At 45.3% G+C, this 21,497-nt stretch carries 26 protein-coding genes; 19 read left to right on the top strand and 7 right to left on the bottom strand.

The annotated features are described in order from the left end of the window. Window positions 1-21: 21 nt before the first annotated feature. Both ACTHPA_RS02390 and ACTHPA_RS02385 read left to right on the top strand, forming a co-directional pair. The gene (locus ACTHPA_RS02390) at window positions 22-753 is read left to right on the top strand and encodes a PepSY domain-containing protein (RefSeq protein WP_440498458.1); all 732 of its coding nucleotides are present in this window, start codon (window positions 22-24) and stop codon (window positions 751-753) included. 87 nt (window positions 754-840) lie between these two features. Next, window positions 841-1,665, top strand: a complete 825-nt coding sequence (locus ACTHPA_RS02385; RefSeq protein WP_440498457.1) for a PepSY domain-containing protein — start codon at window positions 841-843, stop codon at window positions 1,663-1,665. 88 nt (window positions 1,666-1,753) lie between these two features. Here the strand turns inward: ACTHPA_RS02385 and ACTHPA_RS02380 are convergent, their stop codons facing one another. After that, window positions 1,754-2,788, bottom strand: a complete 1,035-nt coding sequence (locus ACTHPA_RS02380; RefSeq protein ID WP_440498456.1) for an AI-2E family transporter — start codon at window positions 2,786-2,788, stop codon at window positions 1,754-1,756. Window positions 2,789-2,989: 201 nt separating this feature from the next. Then, window positions 2,990-3,724 carry an MBL fold metallo-hydrolase gene (locus tag ACTHPA_RS02375; protein ID WP_440498455.1) on the bottom strand — a complete coding sequence of 245 codons (735 nt, stop codon included), beginning with the start codon at window positions 3,722-3,724 and terminating at the stop codon, window positions 2,990-2,992. A gap of 94 nt (window positions 3,725-3,818) precedes the next feature. On the opposite strand from ACTHPA_RS02375, the gene ACTHPA_RS02370 reads away from it, so the two are divergent. Further along, window positions 3,819-4,061 (top strand): glutaredoxin family protein, encoded by a 243-nt coding sequence (locus ACTHPA_RS02370; protein WP_440498454.1) that lies wholly within the window; start codon window positions 3,819-3,821, stop codon window positions 4,059-4,061. Window positions 4,062-4,287: 226 nt separating this feature from the next. Here ACTHPA_RS02370 and ACTHPA_RS02365 read toward each other — a convergent pair whose 3' ends face one another. After that, window positions 4,288-5,370: a CdaR family transcriptional regulator gene (locus tag ACTHPA_RS02365; protein ID WP_440498453.1), complete on the bottom strand. Its 1,083-nt coding sequence runs from the start codon at window positions 5,368-5,370 to the stop codon at window positions 4,288-4,290. Between the two features lie 130 nt (window positions 5,371-5,500). Here ACTHPA_RS02365 and ACTHPA_RS02360 point away from each other — a divergent pair, with 130 nt between their 5' ends. The 10 genes from ACTHPA_RS02360 (at window position 5,501) to ACTHPA_RS02315 (ending at window position 15,192) form a co-directional block, all read left to right on the top strand. Next, window positions 5,501-6,637, top strand: a complete 1,137-nt coding sequence (locus ACTHPA_RS02360) for a glycerate kinase (RefSeq protein ID WP_440498452.1) — start codon at window positions 5,501-5,503, stop codon at window positions 6,635-6,637. Between the two features lie 3 nt (window positions 6,638-6,640). Beyond that, window positions 6,641-7,987 (top strand): GntP family permease, encoded by a 1,347-nt coding sequence (locus tag ACTHPA_RS02355; RefSeq protein WP_440498451.1) that lies wholly within the window; start codon window positions 6,641-6,643, stop codon window positions 7,985-7,987. Window positions 7,988-8,229: 242 nt separating this feature from the next. Continuing rightward, window positions 8,230-8,697 (top strand): flavin reductase family protein, encoded by a 468-nt coding sequence (locus ACTHPA_RS02350; protein WP_440498450.1) that lies wholly within the window; start codon window positions 8,230-8,232, stop codon window positions 8,695-8,697. Window positions 8,698-8,853: 156 nt separating this feature from the next. After that, the gene (locus ACTHPA_RS02345) at window positions 8,854-10,401 is read left to right on the top strand and encodes a 4-hydroxyphenylacetate 3-hydroxylase family protein (RefSeq protein WP_440498449.1); all 1,548 of its coding nucleotides are present in this window, start codon (window positions 8,854-8,856) and stop codon (window positions 10,399-10,401) included. Next, complete coding sequence (locus ACTHPA_RS02340; protein ID WP_440498448.1) at window positions 10,398-11,249, top strand: alpha/beta fold hydrolase; 852 nt, start codon at window positions 10,398-10,400, stop codon at window positions 11,247-11,249. The genes ACTHPA_RS02345 and ACTHPA_RS02340 overlap by 4 nt, the downstream gene beginning before the upstream one ends. Next, a complete protein-coding gene (locus tag ACTHPA_RS02335; RefSeq protein ID WP_440498447.1) occupies window positions 11,242-11,949 on the top strand; it encodes a carboxymuconolactone decarboxylase family protein in 708 nt (235 codons plus the stop codon). The genes ACTHPA_RS02340 and ACTHPA_RS02335 overlap by 8 nt, the downstream gene beginning before the upstream one ends. Before the next feature lies 1 nt (window position 11,950). Further along, on the top strand, window positions 11,951-12,637 hold the full coding sequence (locus tag ACTHPA_RS02330) for a CoA transferase subunit A (protein WP_440498446.1): 687 nt from the start codon (window positions 11,951-11,953) through the stop codon (window positions 12,635-12,637). Beyond that, entirely contained in the window at window positions 12,621-13,277 is a 657-nt protein-coding gene (locus tag ACTHPA_RS02325; RefSeq protein ID WP_440498445.1) for a 3-oxoacid CoA-transferase subunit B, read from the top strand. Before ACTHPA_RS02330 ends, ACTHPA_RS02325 begins: the two co-directional genes overlap by 17 nt. Next, window positions 13,258-14,373, top strand: coding sequence for a muconate/chloromuconate family cycloisomerase (locus tag ACTHPA_RS02320; RefSeq protein ID WP_440498444.1), 1,116 nt, complete (start codon window positions 13,258-13,260; stop codon window positions 14,371-14,373). Before ACTHPA_RS02325 ends, ACTHPA_RS02320 begins: the two co-directional genes overlap by 20 nt. A gap of 27 nt (window positions 14,374-14,400) precedes the next feature. Then, on the top strand, window positions 14,401-15,192 hold the full coding sequence (locus tag ACTHPA_RS02315; protein WP_440498443.1) for a dioxygenase family protein: 792 nt from the start codon (window positions 14,401-14,403) through the stop codon (window positions 15,190-15,192). Window positions 15,193-15,477: 285 nt separating this feature from the next. Here the strand turns inward: ACTHPA_RS02315 and ACTHPA_RS02310 are convergent, their stop codons facing one another. Next, window positions 15,478-15,696 carry a hypothetical protein gene (locus ACTHPA_RS02310; RefSeq protein ID WP_440498442.1) on the bottom strand — a complete coding sequence of 73 codons (219 nt, stop codon included), beginning with the start codon at window positions 15,694-15,696 and terminating at the stop codon, window positions 15,478-15,480. A gap of 70 nt (window positions 15,697-15,766) precedes the next feature. On the opposite strand from ACTHPA_RS02310, the gene ACTHPA_RS02305 reads away from it, so the two are divergent. The 5 genes from ACTHPA_RS02305 (at window position 15,767) to ACTHPA_RS02285 (ending at window position 18,804) form a co-directional block, all read left to right on the top strand. Further along, complete coding sequence (locus ACTHPA_RS02305; RefSeq protein WP_440498441.1) at window positions 15,767-16,834, top strand: hypothetical protein; 1,068 nt, start codon at window positions 15,767-15,769, stop codon at window positions 16,832-16,834. 21 nt (window positions 16,835-16,855) lie between these two features. Then, window positions 16,856-17,143 carry a YciI family protein gene (locus tag ACTHPA_RS02300; protein WP_440498440.1) on the top strand — a complete coding sequence of 96 codons (288 nt, stop codon included), beginning with the start codon at window positions 16,856-16,858 and terminating at the stop codon, window positions 17,141-17,143. An 82-nt stretch (window positions 17,144-17,225) separates the two neighbouring features. Beyond that, entirely contained in the window at window positions 17,226-17,549 is a 324-nt protein-coding gene (locus ACTHPA_RS02295; protein ID WP_440498439.1) for an ArsR/SmtB family transcription factor, read from the top strand. Next, on the top strand, window positions 17,533-18,231 hold the full coding sequence (locus ACTHPA_RS02290) for an SRPBCC domain-containing protein (RefSeq protein WP_440498438.1): 699 nt from the start codon (window positions 17,533-17,535) through the stop codon (window positions 18,229-18,231). The genes ACTHPA_RS02295 and ACTHPA_RS02290 overlap by 17 nt, the downstream gene beginning before the upstream one ends. Before the next feature lie 27 nt (window positions 18,232-18,258). Continuing rightward, window positions 18,259-18,804 carry an HAD-IIIA family hydrolase gene (locus ACTHPA_RS02285; RefSeq protein ID WP_440498437.1) on the top strand — a complete coding sequence of 182 codons (546 nt, stop codon included), beginning with the start codon at window positions 18,259-18,261 and terminating at the stop codon, window positions 18,802-18,804. 21 nt (window positions 18,805-18,825) lie between these two features. On the opposite strand, the gene ACTHPA_RS02280 is transcribed toward ACTHPA_RS02285, so the two are convergent. After that, window positions 18,826-19,260 (bottom strand): hypothetical protein, encoded by a 435-nt coding sequence (locus ACTHPA_RS02280; RefSeq protein WP_440498436.1) that lies wholly within the window; start codon window positions 19,258-19,260, stop codon window positions 18,826-18,828. A gap of 140 nt (window positions 19,261-19,400) precedes the next feature. On the opposite strand from ACTHPA_RS02280, the gene ACTHPA_RS02275 reads away from it, so the two are divergent. Further along, window positions 19,401-19,961: a carbon monoxide dehydrogenase gene (locus ACTHPA_RS02275; protein ID WP_440498435.1), complete on the top strand. Its 561-nt coding sequence runs from the start codon at window positions 19,401-19,403 to the stop codon at window positions 19,959-19,961. 103 nt (window positions 19,962-20,064) lie between these two features. Here ACTHPA_RS02275 and ACTHPA_RS02270 read toward each other — a convergent pair whose 3' ends face one another. Further along, a complete protein-coding gene (locus tag ACTHPA_RS02270; RefSeq protein WP_440498434.1) occupies window positions 20,065-20,772 on the bottom strand; it encodes a hypothetical protein in 708 nt (235 codons plus the stop codon). A gap of 31 nt (window positions 20,773-20,803) precedes the next feature. Continuing rightward, entirely contained in the window at window positions 20,804-21,349 is a 546-nt protein-coding gene (locus ACTHPA_RS02265) for a hypothetical protein (protein ID WP_440498433.1), read from the bottom strand. Window positions 21,350-21,497 lie beyond the last annotated feature (148 nt).

Genomic DNA, 21,497 nt, shown 5'->3' with positions numbered 1-21,497 from the left:
AAAGAAAGGAGGGTTTTCTGCATGAACATATGGAAAAAGCCTTGGTTCATCCCGATCGTTTTGACAATCCTCATAGTCGTTGCGGGGCAGTTGTATACGGCGGGTAAGCTGACGAAGGCTGAGACCTTGCCGGAACAGGAAATACGATCCCAATTATCGATGATTTACGGTGGGAAAGTGCAAGAGCTTATGTTGGATGGATCTATATATAAAGCGAAAGTATCAAAAGCAGGGGCTGAATATGATGTGGAAGTCGATGCCGGAACGGGCAAAGTCCTTTCACTTATTCAAACGAAAGAGTCAACGAATACCGATATCGTGATGGAGACAGATGAAGGGGGAAAAGCCCAAACTGTTGAGGTATCGCCTGATGAAAAAGGCAATGCGGATAGCGAGATAACGAATGAAGCGGATAATAAAGCTGCAGACAGCAAAGTGACGGATAAGGCAGAAGGTAAGACGGAAGTGCCGAAGCAAAATACAAATGAGGCACCTAAGCAATCTAAGCCGGCAAATCAGGAAAAGCCGCAGAAAACGGTTTTCATCTCTGAGCATGATGCGGAAAAGATAGGATTGTCCCAATTACCGGCTGGTATGATCGGCGAAGTCGATGACGTGGACTTTGTAAATTCAACTGATGGCGGCTATTACTTAGTACAAATCGAGATTGACACGGAAGATGACATGGATGAAGTAACGTATCAAATCCATGCGATTTCCGGCAAAGTAATAACGGTCACTTGGGATGAGTGATTCTCATCGAATTCTAATAATCCTCTCAATGTCCTCTCATCTTCGCGGGGTACTATGAAGATAGAAGGAAATAGGAGGAGAACAAACATGAAAAAGTGGATGCTGATTCCAGCGATGGCTGGAGTTGTAGCAATCGGTGGCGTTGCGTTGGCAGATGACTCGGTGCCAAGCGTTTCAAAGCAGGCAGATAAGATGATTTCATTGCAGGATGCGAAACAGATCGCCACTGACAGAGTGAAAGGCGGCGTCGTGACAGAAATCGAGTTGGATAAAGACGATGGCTGGTACCATTTTGATGTGGACTTGAAAGATGAAAAATACGAATACGATTTAGAAGTGGACGCATTCACGGGAGAAATCACCAAGTTTGAAAAAGAAGTAGAAAAGAACAGCAAGCAAGCAGGGTCCGGCAAGGTGATGACGAAAGAGGAAGCAATCGCTCTTGTGAAAAAGAAAGTAGTTGGGACAGTCAAGGAGATTGAGCTTGATACAGATGACGGTCGTAAAGAATATGACATTGAAATGAAAGACGATCATTTCAAATACGAAATTGAAATAGATGCAGAAACAGGAGAGTTCTTGAAATTCGAAAAAGAACGGTACCGGAGCGCGAAACTAGCACAGCCACAAAACAAAGTAAAAGCGCAAACTGAAAAGGTAGCGGCTTCTACACTACAAGTTGTTGAACCAACAAAAGAAAAGCAAGCTGTGAAACAAGCTGACAAAAAGACATTGCTGACGAAGGAGCAAGCAATCTCCATCGCCAAGCAACATGCAAGTGGTGTCGTAACTGATTTCGAGTTGGATGACAATGTCTATGAAATCGAGATGGAAGACGGCGACATTGAATACGACCTGGAAATCCATGCCTACACAGGCGCAATCCTTTCATTTGAACGGGATGATGATTAAGTAACTGAAGCAATTCGTCAAAAAACATAAAAACAGAGCCGGTAGCTGCCATACTACCGGCTCTTTTGTTGCATTTCTACTATTCCCGTTAGATTTCTTTATTAAATTCGGAAATCTGTTCCGGTTCTTTGTTTGTCACATCGAGGATGTCCAGCAGGAAAACAAATACCGGTATCCCGATAATTAGTCCCCAAACGCCAAAGAAGTTCTGTGAAAAAATAAGAACGATGAACGTATAAAACACCGGTAAATCCGTTTTGGAAGACATAAGCTTCGGATTTAAAATATATGCCTCGATAGCATGAATGACCATGATTGCAATGAGCAAGTAGACGACAGTTAAATATCCGCCGATTGTAAATCCGATAAGTGAAAGCGGTATTAGTGAAATAATGACGCCCGCAACAGGAATGAGCCCTAGGAAGAAAATCATGATGGCCAATCCGATAATTTGCGGGAAGCCAAGCACCATTAATACGATGACAGTCAAAATAGTATTAATAAACGCGATAATGAACTGCGCTTCGATTACTTTACCGAATGTACGGGAAAATTTCTTGCCGAAAAATTCAATTTCAAAATAGAATGGGGCAATCTTACTGTTCTTAAATTTATTCGTGAATTCTATTAAACGTGGTTTTTCAAGAAGGAAAAACAAGCTCAAAATGATGGCGATAAGTACTTGAACGCTCGTTTTACTAATATCCGTAAACGATTTTAGTAAAAACGAAAATCCGTTTTCCACATAACCTTTAATTTGTTCGCTGGAAATAATAGATTCGAGAAAAACAAGCAATGGATTGTCATGCGATTGTATGGAGAAGCTCGTAATTTGTTTAATAAGCTGGCTAATTTCCATTGTGATAATAGGTAAATATTTGACGAGGCTAATAGACAAAATACCGACTATCAAAGTATAGAGGAGTATCACGGTCAACTTATGATTTAACCGCAGACGTTTACCTGTAAAATCGACAAGACGATTCATTAAAAACGAGAAAATAAAGGTGAGCAAGATTAAATTCATCATACTCCGTACACTGTAGAGAATTAAAATGATCAAAGCGAAAATAATGATCCGCTTCACTTCTTTTTTTCGGAATAAAGCCGATATCGAATCCATATAAGCAAGTACCTCTCATATCCAATTAATATGCAAAATTTGAACCTTTACTAATAGTATCCACTTGTCATAAAAAGATTACAAGTAGGAAACCTCTCATTTTTACTAGTATACGTGACTTTTTGTCATTCTATAAGTCAATTGGAAAAAATCCTTTGCTTTATGGTTAAAATTCCTTTGAATTTATGCAAAACGTTCCTATTAAACTTCGTATTCCTTCCCGACGACTGCCAATTCAGCATGTCCTTCATATACTCCTTTTGCCGCATCTAAAATATCTTCAGGATTTCCGTGCAAAGGTAGATGTGTCAGCACCAATCGTTTCGCACCCGTCATTTTGGCAAGTCGTCCCGCCTCGCTTCCCGCCATATGCCCCGGTGCTTTCCCGAGATGCTCCTCGTACAAGTTCGCCTCGCTAATTAAAAGGTCTGTTCCGCTCGCAAATTTGACGAGTTTGTCACTCCATTCCGTATCAGCTGTCAATGTGACGGAACGGCCGTCTACCTTGAACTTCATTGCTAAACAATAGACGGGGTGGATTGTCTCGCAGAATGAAACTTCAAAAGGCCCGATATGTACAATATCCGTTTCTTGTATAGCAACGCCGATTGTCTGTTCCTTATGCGATAGCTGTGCAAAATGCTCTTCGTCTCGATCATGTGCGTAAATCGGCAATACAGTAGACGGTTTTCCGAGATAGTAGTTAATGAGCCTACTATATTGCAGGCTGCCGATGTCCGCGATATGATCCGCGTGATAATGGCTTATAACAACTGCATTTAACTTTTCCAACGGTACATAATTTTGCAAGGAAGCAAGAACGCCGCTGCCGCAGTCGACGAGGCAATGAAACCTGTCATGTTCAATCAAAAAAGAGGATGTGGCCCCGTTCGCTTTCGGATAGCCGCCCCAAATCCCAACTGGAATTACTTTCATTTTTACCGCACCTCCGTGAAATCCATTTGTTTGCTTTCATACCGGCTAGGGTATATTATGCTAAGTGTAATCAAAAAATAAAGGAGAGATGAAAATGTCGAATTCACCTATAGCTACAGTGTACACTACGAGTACTTGCCCATACTGCACAATGATGAAAAATTATTTGGATGAACAAAATATCCCATATCGTGAAGTGAACGTGCAAGCGGACGAGGAAGCTGGCCGCAAGCTTGTAGAAACGACAGGCCAAATGGGAGTTCCACAAACTGAACTAAACGGTAAATGGATCCTAGGCTTTGACACAGAAGCTGTCCAAGCAGCTTTGAAAGGGTAAGTGATTTGAAAAAGCCCTTTCTTGCTATCAAATCATGCTCAATCAAAACTTCTGAAACATGTTATCCGAAAATATGTGTCGGCCATATTGCGCTCTTCCTCACAGGAGTTTTTCTTGTAATTATGGAGCTAATGAACTGAAAAAACCCTCATCGACCTGAAAACGTCGATGAGGGTTTTTACATGTAAATGGGAATCCTATACATGAGAACTGTAAAATTCCCTTTTTAATCACTCCGCACTAGCAAAGCAACTTGGAATAGGACTGCATCGCGGAATCGGGTAGGGTCCAATGATGTCAGCTCCTTCACTTTCCGCAACCGATAGGCCAGTGTATGACGGTGGATGCCAAGAGCGTAAGCCGTTTCACCGATTGCTTGATCATGCTCGAAAAATGTTTCCAACGTTTCTATGAGCTGCTTGTTCACTCCGGCTAAAATTCGGTCGGCAAAGCTTTCCTTCAATTGGGACGGGCAGCTTTTCAAAAGGGTGATCAGTTCGATGTCATCATAGTAGTAATGGATTAGCTCATTCGAATGCCCGTACTGGATTGCGTATTTTGCTGTTTCATACGAATGGGAGATGCCTTCCAAGTTTTTTACAGGCAACCCGACGCCGATTTCGACGGAGGAATTCTTTTGGAATAAAGCAAGGATTTTCTGCAGCTTCAATTCAAGCAAGGACATTTTCACGTCGGACAGAACGATGAACAACTCATTCAATTGTGAATGTCCGATCAGGGCCGTATTTCTCTCGAACTGCTCTTCCATCGTTTCAATTAATCGTTGAGGAGATTCAGGCAAATTATTTGTTTGCACTAAGAGCGTCAAATAAGGTTCGGTCATATTGAATTCCAATAAGGCAAGCCGGTCGATGACAATCGGTGAAAGGGGGCCGCTGTCGATCAGCTCTTCAAAAACGAGTTCCTTGATCTTCCGCTTCCATTCCGACTCCGATGTAATGAGTGCTTGGTGGACCATCATTTCGGTCGTCAATTGAACGAGCGTCGCAATGTCGTTTAATTCTTTCGGATTGCCGGTAATACCGATGACGCCGATCAATCGGTCCTTATAATAGATGGGCATGTTTACGCCAGGCTTTGCTCCATGCCAATCCAATATATTCTCATCATCTATCCAAAGCGGTCGTCTCGTTTTAGCGACATGTGCGGCCCCTTCATGGATGCGGTCGATGCGCTCTTTTTCGCCGGAAGCCAAAATCATTCCATTCGTATCCATCACATTTAAATTCCTGTCCAACCTGAACATCGTTTGTTCCACTATTTCTTCTGCTAGCTTCTTCGTAATCAAGAAACCACCCCCATGTATAAAAAACAACTTTATTTCCACGTGAAACTTATACACCAAGTATAATGTATTTTTGTTTTCAAAACATATAATTAAATGAAAGCGTTTTATTAATTTGTAGGAGGTGCTTTGCATGAAGGTGATTGTAGCACCTGATTCATTCAAAGGAAGTTTAACGGCTATTGAGGCAGCCGAGGCGATGGCTGCAGGTATACATGATGTCGATCAGGACATAAGAACGGTACTATTGCCGGCAGCTGATGGAGGAGAAGGCACGATGAGGAGTTTGGTCGATGCGACAAAAGGGACATACGTGTCTGTAACTGTGGAAGACCCCCTCGGCAGACCAGTTCCCGCGACATATGGCATTCTTGGTGACGGCGTGACGTGCGCGATTGAAATTGCCGAGGCTTCTGGACTTATGAGACTGCAAGAAAATGAAAAGAATCCGCTAATCGCATCAACTTACGGAACCGGTGAATTGATCGGCCATGCATTGGACAACGGCTATCGAAAATTCATCATCGGCCTAGGAGGCAGCGCGACGAATGATGGAGGGGCAGGAATCCTCCAGGCGCTTGGCATGCGTTTGTTGAATAAAGAAGGAATTGAACTGCCGAAAGGGGGAAGCGGACTCAAGCATATTTGCTCAATAGACAATGAGAACTGGGATGAACGGATTGCGGAAAGTAAATTTTTAATTGCGAGTGATGTGAAAAATCCATTTGTCGGTAGTGAAGGTGCATCTGCTGTTTTTGGACCGCAGAAGGGGGCCTCTCCGACGGACGTGGACGAACTTGACCGGAATTTGCGGAAATTTGCGGACGCGATTGAAAAAGAAACGGGAATTGTCCTTCATACAAAGGAAGGAGCAGGTGCTGCCGGAGGAGCAGGAGGCGCGTTCCAAGCGTTCTTCAATTGTGAAATGCGGCAAGGAATCGATGTTGTACTCGAAGCGATCGATTTTGAGCACCACGTGAAAGATGCGGATATGATTATTACCGGCGAAGGGAAAACCGATTTGCAGACACTTTCCGGAAAAACACCGTTTGGCATTGCAAAAGTGGCGCACCGTGAAGGAAAGCCTGTCATTCTTATTTCAGGGGCTGTGGATGAAGAAAGCCGCGATGTATTGACGCCGTTGTTCACTGAGGTCCATGCGATCATGGATGAGAGTATGACTGTGGAAGACGCCATTGCGAATGCTTACGACCATTTGCGAAGAAAAACAAAAAAGGTAATGGAGTTCATTACTGAAAAAGGGGTGTAGGGAATGTTAATTACAATGATTGTGTTAAGTGTTGTCCTTATTGTAGTACTGACAGCTGTTTTTAAGGTTCATCCGTTTTTATCATTATTAGCTGGTGCATTTTTTGTCGGAATTACAACAGGCATGCCGCTGTTGACGGTCGTTGAAAATGTGAACGAGGGCTTCGGAGGATTGATGAAGGGAATCGGACTTGTCATTGTTGCGGGTACGATCATCGGCGTTATTTTAGAGAAATCGGGCGCCGCGTTCAGGATGGCGGAAGTCGTGCTGCGCTTGATCGGGGAGAAGCGCCCGCAATTGGCGATGTCCGTTATCGGATATATCGTTTCGATTCCGGTTTTCTGTGATTCAGGTTTTATTATTTTATCCAGCTTAAAGAAAGCATTGGCGAAACGGGCGAAAGTTGCAATTGCATCAATGGCTGTTGCGCTCGCGACGGGGCTCTATGCAACGCATACATTGGTACCGCCGACACCTGGGCCGATTGCTGCCGCTGGTAATATCGGCGCGGAAGGCTATTTGGGTACTATAATTTTAATTGGCCTTTTCGTTGCCATCCCGGCGGTCGTTGTCGGTTATTTATGGGCAGTGAAGGTCGGATCGAAAATTTCGGTTCCGGAAGATGTAGAGGATAACGGTTTAGACTATGATGAAATCGTCAAGTCATTCGGCCAAATGCCGTCGACGTTCAAAGCATTCCTGCCGATTGTTTTGCCTATCGTTCTGATCGGAGTTGGGTCTGTCGCGAAGTTGACGATGGAAGAAGGCGGTTTTAACAACTTCCTTCAATTTCTAGGGGCACCTTCAGTAGCACTGTTATTTGGAGTCTTGGCAGCATTCCTACTGTTGCCGAAATGGAATGAAGAGACATTGACGAAGTGGATCGGGGAAGGTTTGAAGGAAGCGGCTCCGATTTTGCTTATCACAGGTGCGGGCGGCGCATTCGGGAAAGTCATTTCGAATTCGGGTGTCGCTGATTTAATCGGTGGGATGAACTTCGATGCATTGGCAGGTGGTGCATTCTTCCTACTCGTTCCATTCATCATCGCGGCGGCGTTAAAAACAGCACAAGGTTCGTCAACTGCTGCCTTGGTCATCACTTCTACTTTAGTTGCTCCGTTGCTTCCGGCGATGGGGATTGAAGGAGCAGTTCCATTTGCTCTTGTCGTTATGGCAGTTGGCGCAGGCGCAATGACAGTAAGTCACGTGAACGACAGCTTCTTTTGGGTCGTCACGGAGTTCAGCGGAATGAAAGTGACGGACGCCTACAAAGCGCAAACGATGGCTACTTTGCTGCAAGGCGTAACTACGATTGTCGTTACGATGATTCTTTGGATGATATTAGTGTAATGAAAGCGCTGATTCCTTTCGGGGAATCGGCGTTTTTGCATGGGTCGGTGATAAAGTGCCGAGAGTCGGTGATAACCTCGCCTGAGTCGGTGATAAAGTGCTAAGAGTCGGTGATAAACTCCCGAGAGTCGGTGATAACCCCGTTCAGCATATGCCGTGCATTCCTATGCATATAGTAAATGCAAGAGTTGTCCATTTGTGAAAATGATTATTATAAAAACAACTGGAAAGGAGATGAACAGATGGGAGAATCGTTGATAGATATACGGGAGCTGCGCAATTGCTTTGGACGGTTTGCGACAGGAGTGACCGTCGTGACATGTACGCATGATCAAGGGAAGCATGGGTTGACAGCGAATTCCTTCACGTCGGTTTCGCTTGATCCGCCGCTTGTGCTTGTGTCGGTGGATCGACGGACGAAAGCGTTGCCGTATTTAAAAAACAATCGTTTCACAATCAATATTCTACGGGAGAACCAGCAAAATACGGCATTGCATTTTGCAGGCAGGCCACAAACTCCCGAACCGTTCGAATGGGATGGCATGCAGATCCAAGGTTCGCTCGCATATTTGGAATGTGAGCCATGGGCGGAGTATGACGGTGGCGATCATGTTTTATTTGTTGGGAAGGTTGTGCGATTTGATTATGAGGATGGAAATCCGCTTGCCTTTTACAGCGGGAAGTTCACGAAAGTGGCACCTCAACAATAAAGTGGAAGGCTTGTTTGTCGGCAAAAGATACTGCCGGGAAGCGAGCCATTTTTTTTTCGCTGAGGCAGGGGAACTATATTCTTTTCATTCACATCGGCATTTTTCCCATGAGATAGGCATACGTATAGGTGTAATGGGACAAGAAGGAGTGAATACATGCCAGTTGAACAGGAAAAGAAGACGGTATTACCATTGACCGGCAAGGAGTATTTGGAAAGCTTGAAAGATGGCCGGGAAATATGGCTGAATGGCGAGAGGGTAAAGGATGTGACGACGCATCCGGCTTTCCGGAACGCTGCGAGGTCGATTGCGAGGCTGTACGATGCGCTGCATGACGAAAAGACGAAAGAAGTACTGACAGTCGAGACGGATACGGGGAATGGCGGCTTCACACAGAAATATTTCCGTGTGGACAAGAGTACGCAGGACTTGTTGGAGTCGCGCGACGCGATTGCGCAATGGGCGCGCCTGACGTACGGGCAGATGGGAAGGTCGCCGGATTACAAGGCGGCATTTCTAGCGACGCTCGGTGCAGATCCGGATTACTACGGGAAGTATGCGGACAATGCACGCCGATGGTACAAAGAAGCACAGGAGCGGAATTGGTATTTCAACCACGCGATCATCAATCCGCCGGTGGACAGGCATAAGCCGCTTGAGGCGGTGTCCGATATTTTTGTCCGGGCGGTAGGGGAGACGGAGCAAGGGGTCATCGTCAGCGGAGCGAAAATGGTCGCGACCGGATCTGCATTGACGAACTACAATTTCGTCGCCCATTACGGCGCTGCCCCGATCACAAAAGAGGAGTTTGCACTCGTCTTCGTGGCGGCGATGGATACGCCTGGCGTAAAGCTTGTGAGCCGTGCATCGTATGAAATGAATGCAGCAGTCATGGGAAGTCCGTTTGACTACCCATTGAGCAGCAGGTTCGATGAAAACGACTCGGTCCTCATTTTCGACAACGCGCTCATCCCTTGGGAAAACATCATCATTTATAAAGATGTAGAGAAAGTGAACAGTTTTTTCGCGGATAGCGGATTCCTGCATAGATTTACATTCCATGGTGTAACGAGGCTCGCTGTTAAACTTGATTTCATGTCAGGTTTATTGCTGAAAGCTGTCAAGATGAACGGTTCCGACCAATTCCGCGGCGTCCAAGTAAACGTCGGCGAAGTGATTGCTTGGAAAAACATGTTCTGGGCATTGAGCGATGCGATGGCGTTGAACCCGGATGAAGGGCGAAACGGGACGAAGCTGCCGAATTTGAATTACGGGCTTGCATACCGGATGTTCATGTCCGAAGGGTGGCCACGGGTGAAGGAAATCATCGAAAATGTTGTCGCAGGCAGCCTGATTGCACAGCCATCAAGTTCAAAAGACTTCCAAAATCCAGAGCTCCGTCCATTGTTGGAAAAACTGTACCGCGGTTCATATGGCGTAGGAGCCGAGGAGAAAATCAAACTCATCAAATTGCTGTGGGATGCGATCGGAACGGAATATGGCGGCAGGCACGAACTATATGAGCGCAATTACTCCGGCAACCACGAAAATATCAGACTGGAAAGCCTTGTCGTCGCCAATATGAGCGGGCAGGCAGACAAGTTCGAGAAGTTCGTTGAGGAATGCATGAGCGACTACGATTTGAACGGCTGGACGAATGATACATGGATTAATCCGGATGATGTGAGCTATTTAAAGAAATGACAAAGAAAATGTACAAAGTAGAACTAGAAGGGCGCCATCTACAAATCGTCGATTATCCAGGCGAAAAGGGGACGATCATCGCGCTTCACGGATTGACCGGAACCCATAAGAACATGCTTCATTACGCACAAAGCCTACGTGGAGACTATCGGTTCATCGCATGCGATCTAAGGGGAAGAGGAGATAGTTCGGGGATGGATGACGTCCCCTCCATCTTCTCCCACGCTGAAGACGTTGAAAAATTGATCGGCGTTTTGGGAATAAAAAACCCGATTTTGCTTGGCCATTCAATGGGAGCATTTGTCTCTGCAATTGTGGCAAGCGAAATGCCGACCGTAAAAGGACTCATCTTGCTGGATGGCGCAGCACGGATGTCAGGACGCCAACATGATATTGTCAGGCCATCGCTTGGAAGGCTCCGCAAGACGTATGAATCGAAGCGGGCATATGTCGAAGAGCTGAAGCAGTTGTATAAACGGCTCGGTATCAAATGGACCGATGCAGTCCAGGAAATTGTGGAATACGAAATCCATGGGACGGGCAACGGATGGATGCACAAGTCTGCTTATGAAAACATCGAAGAGGACTTTGCAAGCTTCGATTTTTTTAACCCGATCGAAGTGATGGGGAAAATCACTTGCGAAACATTGCTTATTCAAGCGGACGGAGACATTGGACCGTTTCTGCCGTTCTTCATGGATGTTGATTATGAAGAGACGAAAAAGTATACATCAAAACTGTCAACATTCCGTTCGGATTCGAATCATTACACAATGGTCTTTGAGAAACGGGATGATATTTTGGCTGCAATCCGGGATTTCTTGGATGGGGTGATGTTGGATGAGTGACGGATTAACTTATTTCAAGGAAGTGTATGGTGCGGTTCCAGGATGGGTCGAAAAAATGCATACCTATCGGCCGGACGCGCTTGATCATTACACAAACTTGCGAAGCTCCATTATGGGGGACGGGCTTTTAACCAGTAAGGAAAAGGACCTCCTTCTTGTTGGGATCAATGCAGCAAGATGCTACGAGCGAAGCATGATCTATCATACGAAAGGTGCCATCGATGGAGGCGCCACCATTTCGGAGCTGGTCGAATACTTGCTTGTCGCGTACAGATATGGCGGACTCGAGTCGATGCAAACAGGCATCCAGTCCGTGAAGTATGCATGCTCTTTGAAAGGTTTGCCAGTGGGCCAGATGCCTTATGGAGTTTGCAATGAGCATATGTTAAGTTATTTCAATTCGATCCTAGATGAAGAGGATGCATGGTTTGTTTCGAACATTTTAAAAGCGCCGGAGGAACTTCGGAATGACTTGCTTCTCGTAAGAGGAGTCGTCAGTTCGAAGATGAAATCCCTCTTAATGGTTGGAATCCATAGTACGAGCCTTCAAGGAACTGAAGCCGGGAAATGGATGGAGCAAGCTCGAAAGAATGGGGCGACTGAAGGAGAATTGGCCGAAGTTGGTCTCATCTGCCTGTTGACCGCCGGAATTCCTGCATGGTTCGAAGCGAGCGATTCCTTGCGTGAAGGGGGCGGCTAATATGGCCATCGTCTATGAACGGGTTGAAAATGCTCTATCTCCAATTAAAAGCGGGATGACGATCATGGTAGGAGGCTTTGGCCTCGTCGGTGCGCCGCTTACTTTGATTGATGGCCTAACGAGGAAAGACGTCGATGGGCTGACAATCATAAGCAATAACCTCGGCGAAGCGGGTGAAGGGCTAGGGGTCTTACTCCGTCAACGAAAAATCCAAAAAGCGATCGGCTCCTACTTTACAAGCAACCGGGAAGTCGGTGAAGCGTATCAGCGTGGGGAAATCGACTTGCAGCTGTTGCCCCAAGGGACGCTTGCGGAAGTGATGCGTGCAGGTGGTGCCGGAATCGGGGGCTTCTATACGAAAACCGGTGTCGGGACAGAGCTCGCGCGAGGGAAAGAGGTTCGGGAAATCAATGGGGAACCGTATGTTTTCGAGCAGGCATTGAAAGCGGATGTGGCGCTGATCCGCGCACATAAGGCGGACACGCTCGGCAATCTCATCTATTATAAGACCGCCCGGAATTTCAATCCGGTCATGGCGACTGCCGCTGACCTCGTCATTGTTGAAGTGGATGAAATTGTCGCGGTCGGTGATCTGTCCCCGGAAGAAATCGTCACACCCCATCTATTTGTCGATCGGCTCCTTGTTGCGCACAAAATCCTGACGAAGGAAGGTGTCGTCCATCGCTAATGTTCAAGAATTGATTGCAAAGCGTGCCGCCCGTGAATTGATCGGTCCTTCCGTCGTGAACTTAGGTATCGGCATTCCAACACTCGTTGCGAAGTACATCGATGATGAACTCATCCATTTTCATACGGAAAACGGTCTGTTAGGTGTAACGGATGTTGAGGAAGAGGATCCGAACTTAGTGAACGCAGGGAAATTGCCGGTCGGCGAACGGGCAGGTGCTTCGTTTTTCAGTAGTGCAGAATCGTTCGGGATGATTCGCGGCGGGCATATCGATGTTGCGATTCTCGGCGCCCTTCAAGTTGATGAAAATGGACGAATCGCCAACTGGGCTATCCCGGGAAAAAACATTATCGGAGTCGGCGGCGCGATGGATTTGCTTGTAGGCGCAAAGAAAGTGATCGTGACGACTTCTCATTTGACGAAGGACGGCAAAAGCAAGCTGATGAAATCATGCACATTCCCGCTCACGTCAACTCGCAGCGTCGATATGATCATTACGGAATTGGCCGTTTTCACAGTCGTGAATGAACAGCTGATCATGACTGAGCTCATGCCGGGCGCTACGCTCGAGCAAGTGCGGGAAAGTACGGACGCGCTTTTTGTGGAAGGGGATTCCGCATATGAACATTCAAACGCTTGATGTCCTCATTGTCGACCTTCCGACGATCCGGCCGCACCAGCTTGCGATGCATACGATTGTCATGCAGACGATCATTCTCGTCCGTGTGACAGGAGAGGGTGGGCAGGAAGGCTGGGGGGAAGTCGCGACGATCGGCGGCGCTTCGTATTGTGCGGAAACACCGGAAGCGATCAAGATGAATATCGAAAAGTATATAAAGCCTCTCGTCATCGGGCGGAATGCAGTCCATTTCGATGCGATTTCATATGGTGTCAACAAGCATGTCGTCGGCAATATGTTTGCGAAGGCGGCGGTGGAAGCGGCGGTCGTTGAGCTTGCGGCGAAAGCCAGGGGGATTCCTGTCCACGAATTGTTCGGCGGGCAGATCCATGCGTCTTTGCCGGTCGCATGGACGCTCGCGAGCGGGGATACGCGAAGGGATATTGAAGAAGCGAAGGAAAGTTTGCATGCAAAACGGCATAATATCTTTAAGCTGAAAATCGGCATGGGTGATCCGAAACGGAATGTAGCCCATGTTCTGAAGATCAAGGAAGCTGTCGGTGACGAAGCGAGCGTTCGGGTCGATGTCAATCAAGCATGGGACGAGACGACAGCGATGTATTGCATCGAAGCGTTGGAGGATGGCGGCATTGATTTAATCGAACAGCCGTTGCCCGCCTGGAATAAGGAAGGGATGGCACGCCTAACGTCGAGGTTCCGTGTGCCGATCATGGCGGACGAGTCGCTTAGTTCGTTGGAAGAGGCTTATCAAGTAGCGAAGCATCGGGCGGGGAATGTGTTTTCCATCAAGCCCGCTAACGTGGGAGGTCTTACTGCGACGAAAAAGGTGGCAGCCATTGCGGAAGCGGGGGGCATTTCGCTATACGGTGGAACGATGATCGAATCGTCACTCGGCACTGCCGTATGTGCTCATCTTTATTCGACAATCCCTGAAATGAAGTACGGCACGGAGTTGTTTGGTCCGCTTTTATTCACAGACACGATTACAACAAATGCGATTACCTATGAAGATTTTCAATTGATAGTCCCGAGTTCTCCAGGCTATGGGATGGAGATGGATGTGGAGAAAATCTTCCATTACGCAAGGGATCTATAATAAAACAACGAATGAAAGGATGAAGAGATGAATCAAAAAGTGGTAGATGTTTACAATGGATTGGTCGTTAAATTCAAGGAATTAATACGGGAGCATGAGCTCGATCATAATGATTATCAAGCGCTCGTCAACTGGGCGGACGAACTTGGACGTGCTGGTGAAATACCGCTTTTCATGGACGTGTTCTTTGAAACACACGCCCTTCAGGAAATGTATAAAAATGTAGAGGGGACAGAGCCAACGATCCTCGGACCTTTCTATCTTGAAAATGCGAAGGAAATCGAAAATCCGGGCGTCATGCCGATGCGCGATGAAGAAAAGGGCGACGTGTTTTTCTTTAGTGGCACCGTCACCGACGTAGACGGCAACCCGCTGGCGAATACGAAAGTGGACGTTTGGCAGGCGGATGCGAATGGAGAGTACTCAGGTTTTGCTGAAGGGATTCCAGCCGAAAACTTGCGTGCGGTGCTCTTCACAGACGAGAACGGAAGATTCGAAGTGCAGACGGTCGTGCCAGGCGACTATTCGATTCCAACGAATGGCCCGACAGGCAAGTTCCTGACGTGGATCGACTCCCATCCATTCCGGCCAGCCCATCTCCACTTCTTGTTTAAGCCGCAAAATGGAGATCCGTTGATTTCCCAAGTATTCTTCGAAGGGAATCAATACTTGGACAACGATGTCGCAAATGGCGTGCGCGGAACGCTCATCACAAAATTGGAGAAGCATGGCGGAGCGGAAAAAGGGTTGGCGGTGGATTACTATACCGCTCATTTGGATTTCAAGCTGCGCTTACAGGATAAGCCTGTTTATAGTTGATAGATTAGTTGGCGATGCACACGGCGGGGGCTGTGTGCATTGTTTTTTTGTTGATTGACTGGTCCTTTAGTCAGGAGACAGGCAAACAGGTTCGATTTTGCGCAAAACAATCGCAGGTAGTCTCGCTGACAAACGATTTTTGGTCGAGTCGGTGATAAAGTGTATAGAGTCGGTGATAATGCCTCGAAAGTCGGTGATAAACCAGTTCAAGTCGGTGATAACACGCCGAGAGTCGGTGATAAACTCGATCGAAGCGGTAATAATCCATTCCTGCACTCATACTTTTCATTCCCCCTCAACAGCCACATCCCCAACATCAACTTTTTCCCCTGAAACTTTCTGAACATCCCGTAGATCCGGGTCGAACAAGAAAAAGAGTGAGAGGAGTAACACCCATATGCCTGCACCGATGAATAAATGGTTGACTGAGATTCCCCATTCGGCAATAAGGCCACCGGCAATGGCGAACCCAGGCATGAGGAACGTTGCAATAGCGCTATTCAACGTATAGACCCGCCCCCTCGTAAATGTATCCGAATTGGTGGAGGAGGTCCCGAGGGAAGAGTTGCAGCGGTTGATGAAGAGAGTGCTTGAATTGTGGGGGCAAGAAGGATGGCGGCCGATCGCGGAAGCAGAACAGCTGCTCAGACCTATTCTGAAAAAGAACATAACGGGCTATGAAGCAGCGAGAATGCATGAAATCTATGCCCGGATTTTGTACTATCTCTATCTTTTTGCAATCGACCTCTATAAAGAGATCGAGGATAATGATTGGAATGCATTCATAGAGAATGCGATGGAGCGCTATCGGGCATTGCAGATGGAATGGCGGATTGTCCGGTGCTATATCTTCTTGGCGGAAATTAAATTCGATCGGGCGGACTACCACGCGTCCATTGATCTTTTCGACAGGGGAATGGAAGAGTTGAACGTGATGGACAGCATCGAAACGAAATCGATGTATATTCAGCTTTTATCCGCTAAAGCATTTACTTTTGAGGCTTTGGGACAACATCATCAGGCGCATGAAATGCTCGATCAGGCAATTGATTTTGCACGTGCTCATATGGTGTTGGATAACTATTATCAGCTACTTAATGCCAAAGTATGGTTGCATTACGACCGGATGGAGATGGATAAAGCACGTGATTATGCGGAAGAAAGCTATCTATTTGCCAAACTGCTCAAAGAGGAAACGCTCCTATTCGAGTTTCGGCTGACACAAGTGTCCAGGGAAGAGTTTTTTGAGAAGAATTACGAAAAGGCTTTGCATGATGCTGAGCAGCTCATTCAGGACATCGAGGCATCGGGAAAATATCCAAAAGATTATAAGGGCGAATTCATCGTCTTGGCAAACAATATGTTAGCGAGGGTGCTGACGAAAGTGGGACGGTACGAAGAAGCGTTGTCTTTATTCAAAAAATACCCAATCAGCCTGCCGGAACGTGTGCAGCTAAGTCCTATAGACACTGCATTGCGTGTACTCTCTTCAAGCTACGAAGCGATCTGCCACTACCATCTTGGCGATTCGGACAAAGCGGAAAAGCTGGCGAGATCAACCGTCGACCGTCTGCACGCCATGCCTCATACGTCTCTTTACCACTTTGCGCGGGAGGTATTGGAGGAAGTCACGTCGAAGTAAACAGGAAGGGGAGGGGTTCGTATGAAGTTTGTCATTCATTTCACTACAGGTAAAGCATGGAAAGAAGGGAAACCACATTGGGAGCAGGGGCTTGTTCCTCATAGAGAATATGTGAGGAAAGCATTGGCGCAAGGTATTTTGATTGCAGGCGGACCGTTTATGGATCACACGGGCGGATTGATCATACTTGAAGTGGATAACTTGGAAGAGGCTAAGCACTTTGCTGACAATGATCCCGCGGTGATTGAGGAGAAATTTGAAGCGGCAATTTATCCATGGGAGCCTTTGGAAGGGATTTTTAATCAATAGTCTGATTTTTATTGACAATTGGATGTGTGGTTTACTATATTCTATATATAACCAAATGGCTATATGACATGGAGGCATAGACATGACGGATATTTATCGGGCAATTGCAGATCCGACACGAAGAAAAATACTAACTTTATTGTCGTTGCATGAATATACGCAGTCTGAATTGGTTGAGCGTTTTACCATTTCGCAGCCTGCCTTGAAAAAGCATCTTGCGATTTTAGTAGAAGAAGATTTAGTAGCGGAAAGGAAAGAGGGGAGGTATCGAGTTTACAGTTTAAAAAGGGAGAATTTCAAGAACCAGTATGAAAAGCTTCAACAGGAAATCGGAAGTATATTGGACAGCAAGTTGATGAAATTGAAAACGTATTTGGAGGGAGAAAGCGATGGAGAAAGTCATTGAATCAGTGAAAAGGGAGATTTTTGTAAAGGCCTCTCCTGAAAAGGTATGGAAGGCATTAACGGTTCCTGAAGAACGGAATCGTTGGGAAACGCGAAATTGTAAGCTGGATATCCGTATTGGCGGAACGGTTAGTCTCGATTACGGATGGGGTGTCAGCTATGTCGGTGCGATCGTTGAGCTTGAGGAAAACAGGAAGCTCACACTTGAAGGGGAAGATAAGGACCTTACCATTTGGACGATTACGCCGCAAGATGATGGATCTGTCGTGGAGATTGAATATACGGGCATCTGGTCGGGCGATTTCGAAATGATGCAAGCGGATAATATGGCATTCGGCACGTATCAGTTCATGAGAAATTTAAAAAGCATCTATGAAGGAAATGAAGATTTACGCTCGCACTTTTGGAGAAGTTGGATTGGCATTTTGCATCGGACGAATCCAAGCGGCAGTCCTGGGGCTAAAGTGGTGGAAATCCAACCGACTGCTCCTGCAGACGGATTAGTTGAGGTTGGTGATGTTATAACTCATGTTAACAGCCTCGAAACTGCTTCTTATGACGATGTGGAAATCATCGTTTCGGAAACAGAGCCTAACAAAAAGATTATGCTTACCGTAATGAGGGATGGCCGACAACTTGAAGTGGAGCTGATGACTGTTCCTTATGGGCAGACGGTGCAGTGATGGAAGTTATATGAAAGGGCGTGCCAAGTGGATAAGTTGCAGGCAGTTTTTATCGATCGAGATGGAACAATAGGCGGAACCGGACACTTCATTCACCCTAATGATTTCACACCCTATCCTTTTAGCAAAGAAGCTCTTGAACTTTTGAGGGATAACGGAATTAAGACAATCGCTTGTACAAACCAGCACCGAATTAGTAAAGGACAGGCGCACATCGAAGATTTTTACGATGAATTCATGGCATTTGGTTTTGATGATGCATTCATCTGTCCGCACGGCTCCTCGGAAGGATGCGAATGCCGCAAACCAAGTCCCGGTCTACTTCGGGAAGCTGCGAAAAAACATAGTGTAGATCTTTCGAAAACGGCTTTCATCGGCGATGTCGGGTCGACAGACATGTTGGCCGCTCACACAGTCGGCGCATTAAAAATTCTAGTTTTGACTGGGTGGGGCGAAGGTTCTTTAACGCAATACAGATATTCATGGTCTGACATTGAGCCGGATTATATCGCTGAAAACTTGTTGGATGCGGTGAAGTGGCTTACAAATATAGGAAATATTAAAAACGCCTAGGCATAGGCGTTTTTGTGTGGGTTAATGGTATTGAAACCAGACAAACCATCCTTTTTCCTTACTTTTAGCTAAAAAGATTTGCCCTTGAGCTAAGTCAGCTCCAGGAGCTTTTGGGAAATCAAGACGTACAAGCCATGACTTTTCAGCAATTTCATTACCACAAAAGTTTTTTGCCATTGCAAAGTAATCTTCTTCACTTTCAATGCCGACAGTACTAGGAAAGGGTTTGGCCGTCACAACATTCCATTTCGTATACATGTCGGGAAAATCATCTAATCCAGTTCCATAAGTTTTTGGTATCAACGTATGTAAAGCTACAATTACTTCTTTTCTATCCTTGATTGATGTTTGCATTAATTCGCTTAACACAGGACATTCTTTTGGTTGCGCGTATCCCTGAGTAGATAGAAAAAACAAAAAAGAAATAGCGATAACTAATGTAATTGTCATTTTCATTTGACTAAACCACCTCATCATTATCCTTCCCAACTATAATAAGAAAATCAGTTATTGGTCGAAAATTTCAGTGGAGAGGTTCATTGTATACTTTTGCTCCTTTTAGCAAACCTAATCTGAACAGAGGAGGGAATGATACAATGATCAAAAAACGTTATCTTTTGATACCAGCCGTCGTCGTAATCTTTCTTGCGAGCAAAGGAATCTATGCTGCTGAACAAAATTCACCACCTTCTTTCGATGATTTATATAAAGAATTCGGATATACATCCATTGAAGAGGCAGTTAACGAATTTGAAAACCATTTCCACTGCAAGGTGGAGTTACCCGAAATGGCACCACCGATTTCATTCACGCATCAATTCGGAAGGTTTTATGAAGATAAACGCTACAAGGCGAATGACAATCTTGGAATTATGTTTGTAAATGAAGACCGGAGAAGAAACGTATTCAAAATTGATATTCGGCCAGTTCATAATAAATTGATATTCGATGGCAGAGAGTATGTGCTTCAATATGGCGGCAAAGGCCTCTACATTGATTCCCACGATTTTCATTTTTATGTTTTTGAAAAAAACAACTTGCAATACTTGCTAGGCGTCCATCAAGAGACGGCTGACGTGGAGATGTCTGACACGCTGGCGCGGATCGCTGATTCTGTTAAAGAAATTCAGAGTGAAAATGAATGTGCGATTTATTGAAAGGCTGAATGTCAAGGGTTTTCGTCAAGTTCATCCTGTCCCACAACCACAAAAAAAGCGCGAATCCACGATGTTGATTTGCGCCAGTTATTTAAAGTCATATTCAGTTTCTCTCAATAAACATTTGGATTTCATCAGATACGATCGACGTATCCCATGGGCTCCAATAATAAGTTTCACCATCGAACTGCAAATAATATTTATAGGCAATTGGCTCATCAGTATAAAAAATCATTTCATAAAAAATTGGATCTCCGCTTCCTCTGTTTGGCTGGAAATTGGGATTCTCTTCGCTATTCACTAATAGTTGAAGAAAGCTATTAATTTTTACGCTCTTTGTCAATTTAGAAATCAATTTATTATTTGTCGTAGGATCAGTTTGGTAAATCTCGATCGTCTTGACTTTTTCTATTAGCATATCCTTAAAATGCCATTGGTAATCACTATCATCTCTTGAAAAGTAAACACTGTATCCATTTACAGAATGAGTATCCTTGACGGCTATTAAATGCGGATGATCCTTTATTTGAAAAATCTCGGTTCCCTTCTCATGGAAGGCGGCATCACCGTCTCTGATTTTATAACTTGGATTTTTCACATTGTCTGCCACTTTAAATTTTACCGTGCCAATCTTGTCTCCGATAAAACTTTTGTCGGCTAAAACTCCGGAATGAATTCCGTTGTATTCTTTTCCGTCAAAATGAATAAAATCAACCCAATCAATTACAATTTGACCACCAAAAGCTGATGGCCGGCAACCCGTTAAAAGTAGTACAATTAAAATAAAAACAAACAGACTCCGTTTCTTCATTGACACCAACCCCTTTTCCATTGACGAAAATTCAGGCGAGAAAGCGCTGTTTGCTTTTCATCCGATGTTGGAATGACAGAGTCGCCAAAAACACAGTTACTCCCCATAAGAACAATCCACCGTATGTAATAACATACACCCAGATGGCCATTCCTTCAGAGTATCCTTTTGGAAGCACTCCTAAAAATTGAAGAGCTGTCAAGAAGCTTATTAGAATCGTCAACACGCCAACTGACCATCCTGGTATGATCAAAAACCATTTTGGCAGTTTTTCTCCCCAGGAAGTAACAAATGCTAATGCAAATAAAGAGGCTAATACCGCCAAGATAGCTGTGAAGTCTATTCCATTGGAGTATAACGTATAAAGAAAAGCTGATCCTTGCTTTAATGAATCACCCATCTCTGCTATATCCTGTATAGCTTGTTCTGTAGCAAGTCCTATCGTCGATCCCCATGCCCAAAGCGATTTTATAATCGCATATGGCAACAGTGCTAGCGCTGCAACATAACCCCAACCTTTAGAATATATGTTATTAGATTTTTCTGATCCCACATATTGCCCATGTTTTAAACTCATACGACATGATCCTTTCTTGTGTAAGAAATAAATCTGACGTTTTCGCCAACTTCCCATTTGCTCGAATAGTAACATATGAATTTGAATCTTTCAATAACTTGAATAGAATTCTATTAACGATATGCCGCCAATAGTAAAAAGGTGCAAA

Source organism: Sporosarcina sp. SAFN-015, assembly GCF_051966875.1.
Classification (GTDB): domain Bacteria; phylum Bacillota; class Bacilli; order Bacillales_A; family Planococcaceae; genus Sporosarcina.
This window is presented reverse-complemented; position numbering and strand designations above follow the sequence as displayed.

What these genes read in the sequence shown, in the direction of transcription:
- ACTHPA_RS02320 (WP_440498444.1), top strand. Translation starts at nt 13,258, where the DNA reads ATGAACATTCAAACGCTTGATGTCCTCATTGTCGACCTTCCGACGATC.
- ACTHPA_RS02315 (WP_440498443.1), top strand. Translation starts at nt 14,401, where the DNA reads ATGAATCAAAAAGTGGTAGATGTTTACAATGGATTGGTCGTTAAATTC.
- ACTHPA_RS02380 (WP_440498456.1), bottom strand. Translation starts at nt 2,788, where the DNA reads ATGGATTCGATATCGGCTTTATTCCGAAAAAAAGAAGTGAAGCGGATC.
- ACTHPA_RS02335 (WP_440498447.1), top strand. Translation starts at nt 11,242, where the DNA reads ATGAGTGACGGATTAACTTATTTCAAGGAAGTGTATGGTGCGGTTCCA.
- ACTHPA_RS02275 (WP_440498435.1), top strand. Translation starts at nt 19,401, where the DNA reads ATGATCAAAAAACGTTATCTTTTGATACCAGCCGTCGTCGTAATCTTT.
- ACTHPA_RS02385 (WP_440498457.1), top strand. Translation starts at nt 841, where the DNA reads ATGAAAAAGTGGATGCTGATTCCAGCGATGGCTGGAGTTGTAGCAATC.
- ACTHPA_RS02300 (WP_440498440.1), top strand. Translation starts at nt 16,856, where the DNA reads ATGAAGTTTGTCATTCATTTCACTACAGGTAAAGCATGGAAAGAAGGG.
- ACTHPA_RS02265 (WP_440498433.1), bottom strand. Translation starts at nt 21,349, where the DNA reads ATGAGTTTAAAACATGGGCAATATGTGGGATCAGAAAAATCTAATAAC.
- ACTHPA_RS02375 (WP_440498455.1), bottom strand. Translation starts at nt 3,724, where the DNA reads ATGAAAGTAATTCCAGTTGGGATTTGGGGCGGCTATCCGAAAGCGAAC.
- ACTHPA_RS02270 (WP_440498434.1), bottom strand. Translation starts at nt 20,772, where the DNA reads ATGAAGAAACGGAGTCTGTTTGTTTTTATTTTAATTGTACTACTTTTA.
- ACTHPA_RS02390 (WP_440498458.1), top strand. Translation starts at nt 22, where the DNA reads ATGAACATATGGAAAAAGCCTTGGTTCATCCCGATCGTTTTGACAATC.
- ACTHPA_RS02360 (WP_440498452.1), top strand. Translation starts at nt 5,501, where the DNA reads ATGAAGGTGATTGTAGCACCTGATTCATTCAAAGGAAGTTTAACGGCT.
- ACTHPA_RS02350 (WP_440498450.1), top strand. Translation starts at nt 8,230, where the DNA reads ATGGGAGAATCGTTGATAGATATACGGGAGCTGCGCAATTGCTTTGGA.
- ACTHPA_RS02355 (WP_440498451.1), top strand. Translation starts at nt 6,641, where the DNA reads ATGTTAATTACAATGATTGTGTTAAGTGTTGTCCTTATTGTAGTACTG.
- ACTHPA_RS02345 (WP_440498449.1), top strand. Translation starts at nt 8,854, where the DNA reads ATGCCAGTTGAACAGGAAAAGAAGACGGTATTACCATTGACCGGCAAG.
- ACTHPA_RS02340 (WP_440498448.1), top strand. Translation starts at nt 10,398, where the DNA reads ATGACAAAGAAAATGTACAAAGTAGAACTAGAAGGGCGCCATCTACAA.
- ACTHPA_RS02280 (WP_440498436.1), bottom strand. Translation starts at nt 19,260, where the DNA reads ATGAAAATGACAATTACATTAGTTATCGCTATTTCTTTTTTGTTTTTT.
- ACTHPA_RS02330 (WP_440498446.1), top strand. Translation starts at nt 11,951, where the DNA reads ATGGCCATCGTCTATGAACGGGTTGAAAATGCTCTATCTCCAATTAAA.
- ACTHPA_RS02290 (WP_440498438.1), top strand. Translation starts at nt 17,533, where the DNA reads ATGGAGAAAGTCATTGAATCAGTGAAAAGGGAGATTTTTGTAAAGGCC.
- ACTHPA_RS02370 (WP_440498454.1), top strand. Translation starts at nt 3,819, where the DNA reads ATGTCGAATTCACCTATAGCTACAGTGTACACTACGAGTACTTGCCCA.
- ACTHPA_RS02295 (WP_440498439.1), top strand. Translation starts at nt 17,226, where the DNA reads ATGACGGATATTTATCGGGCAATTGCAGATCCGACACGAAGAAAAATA.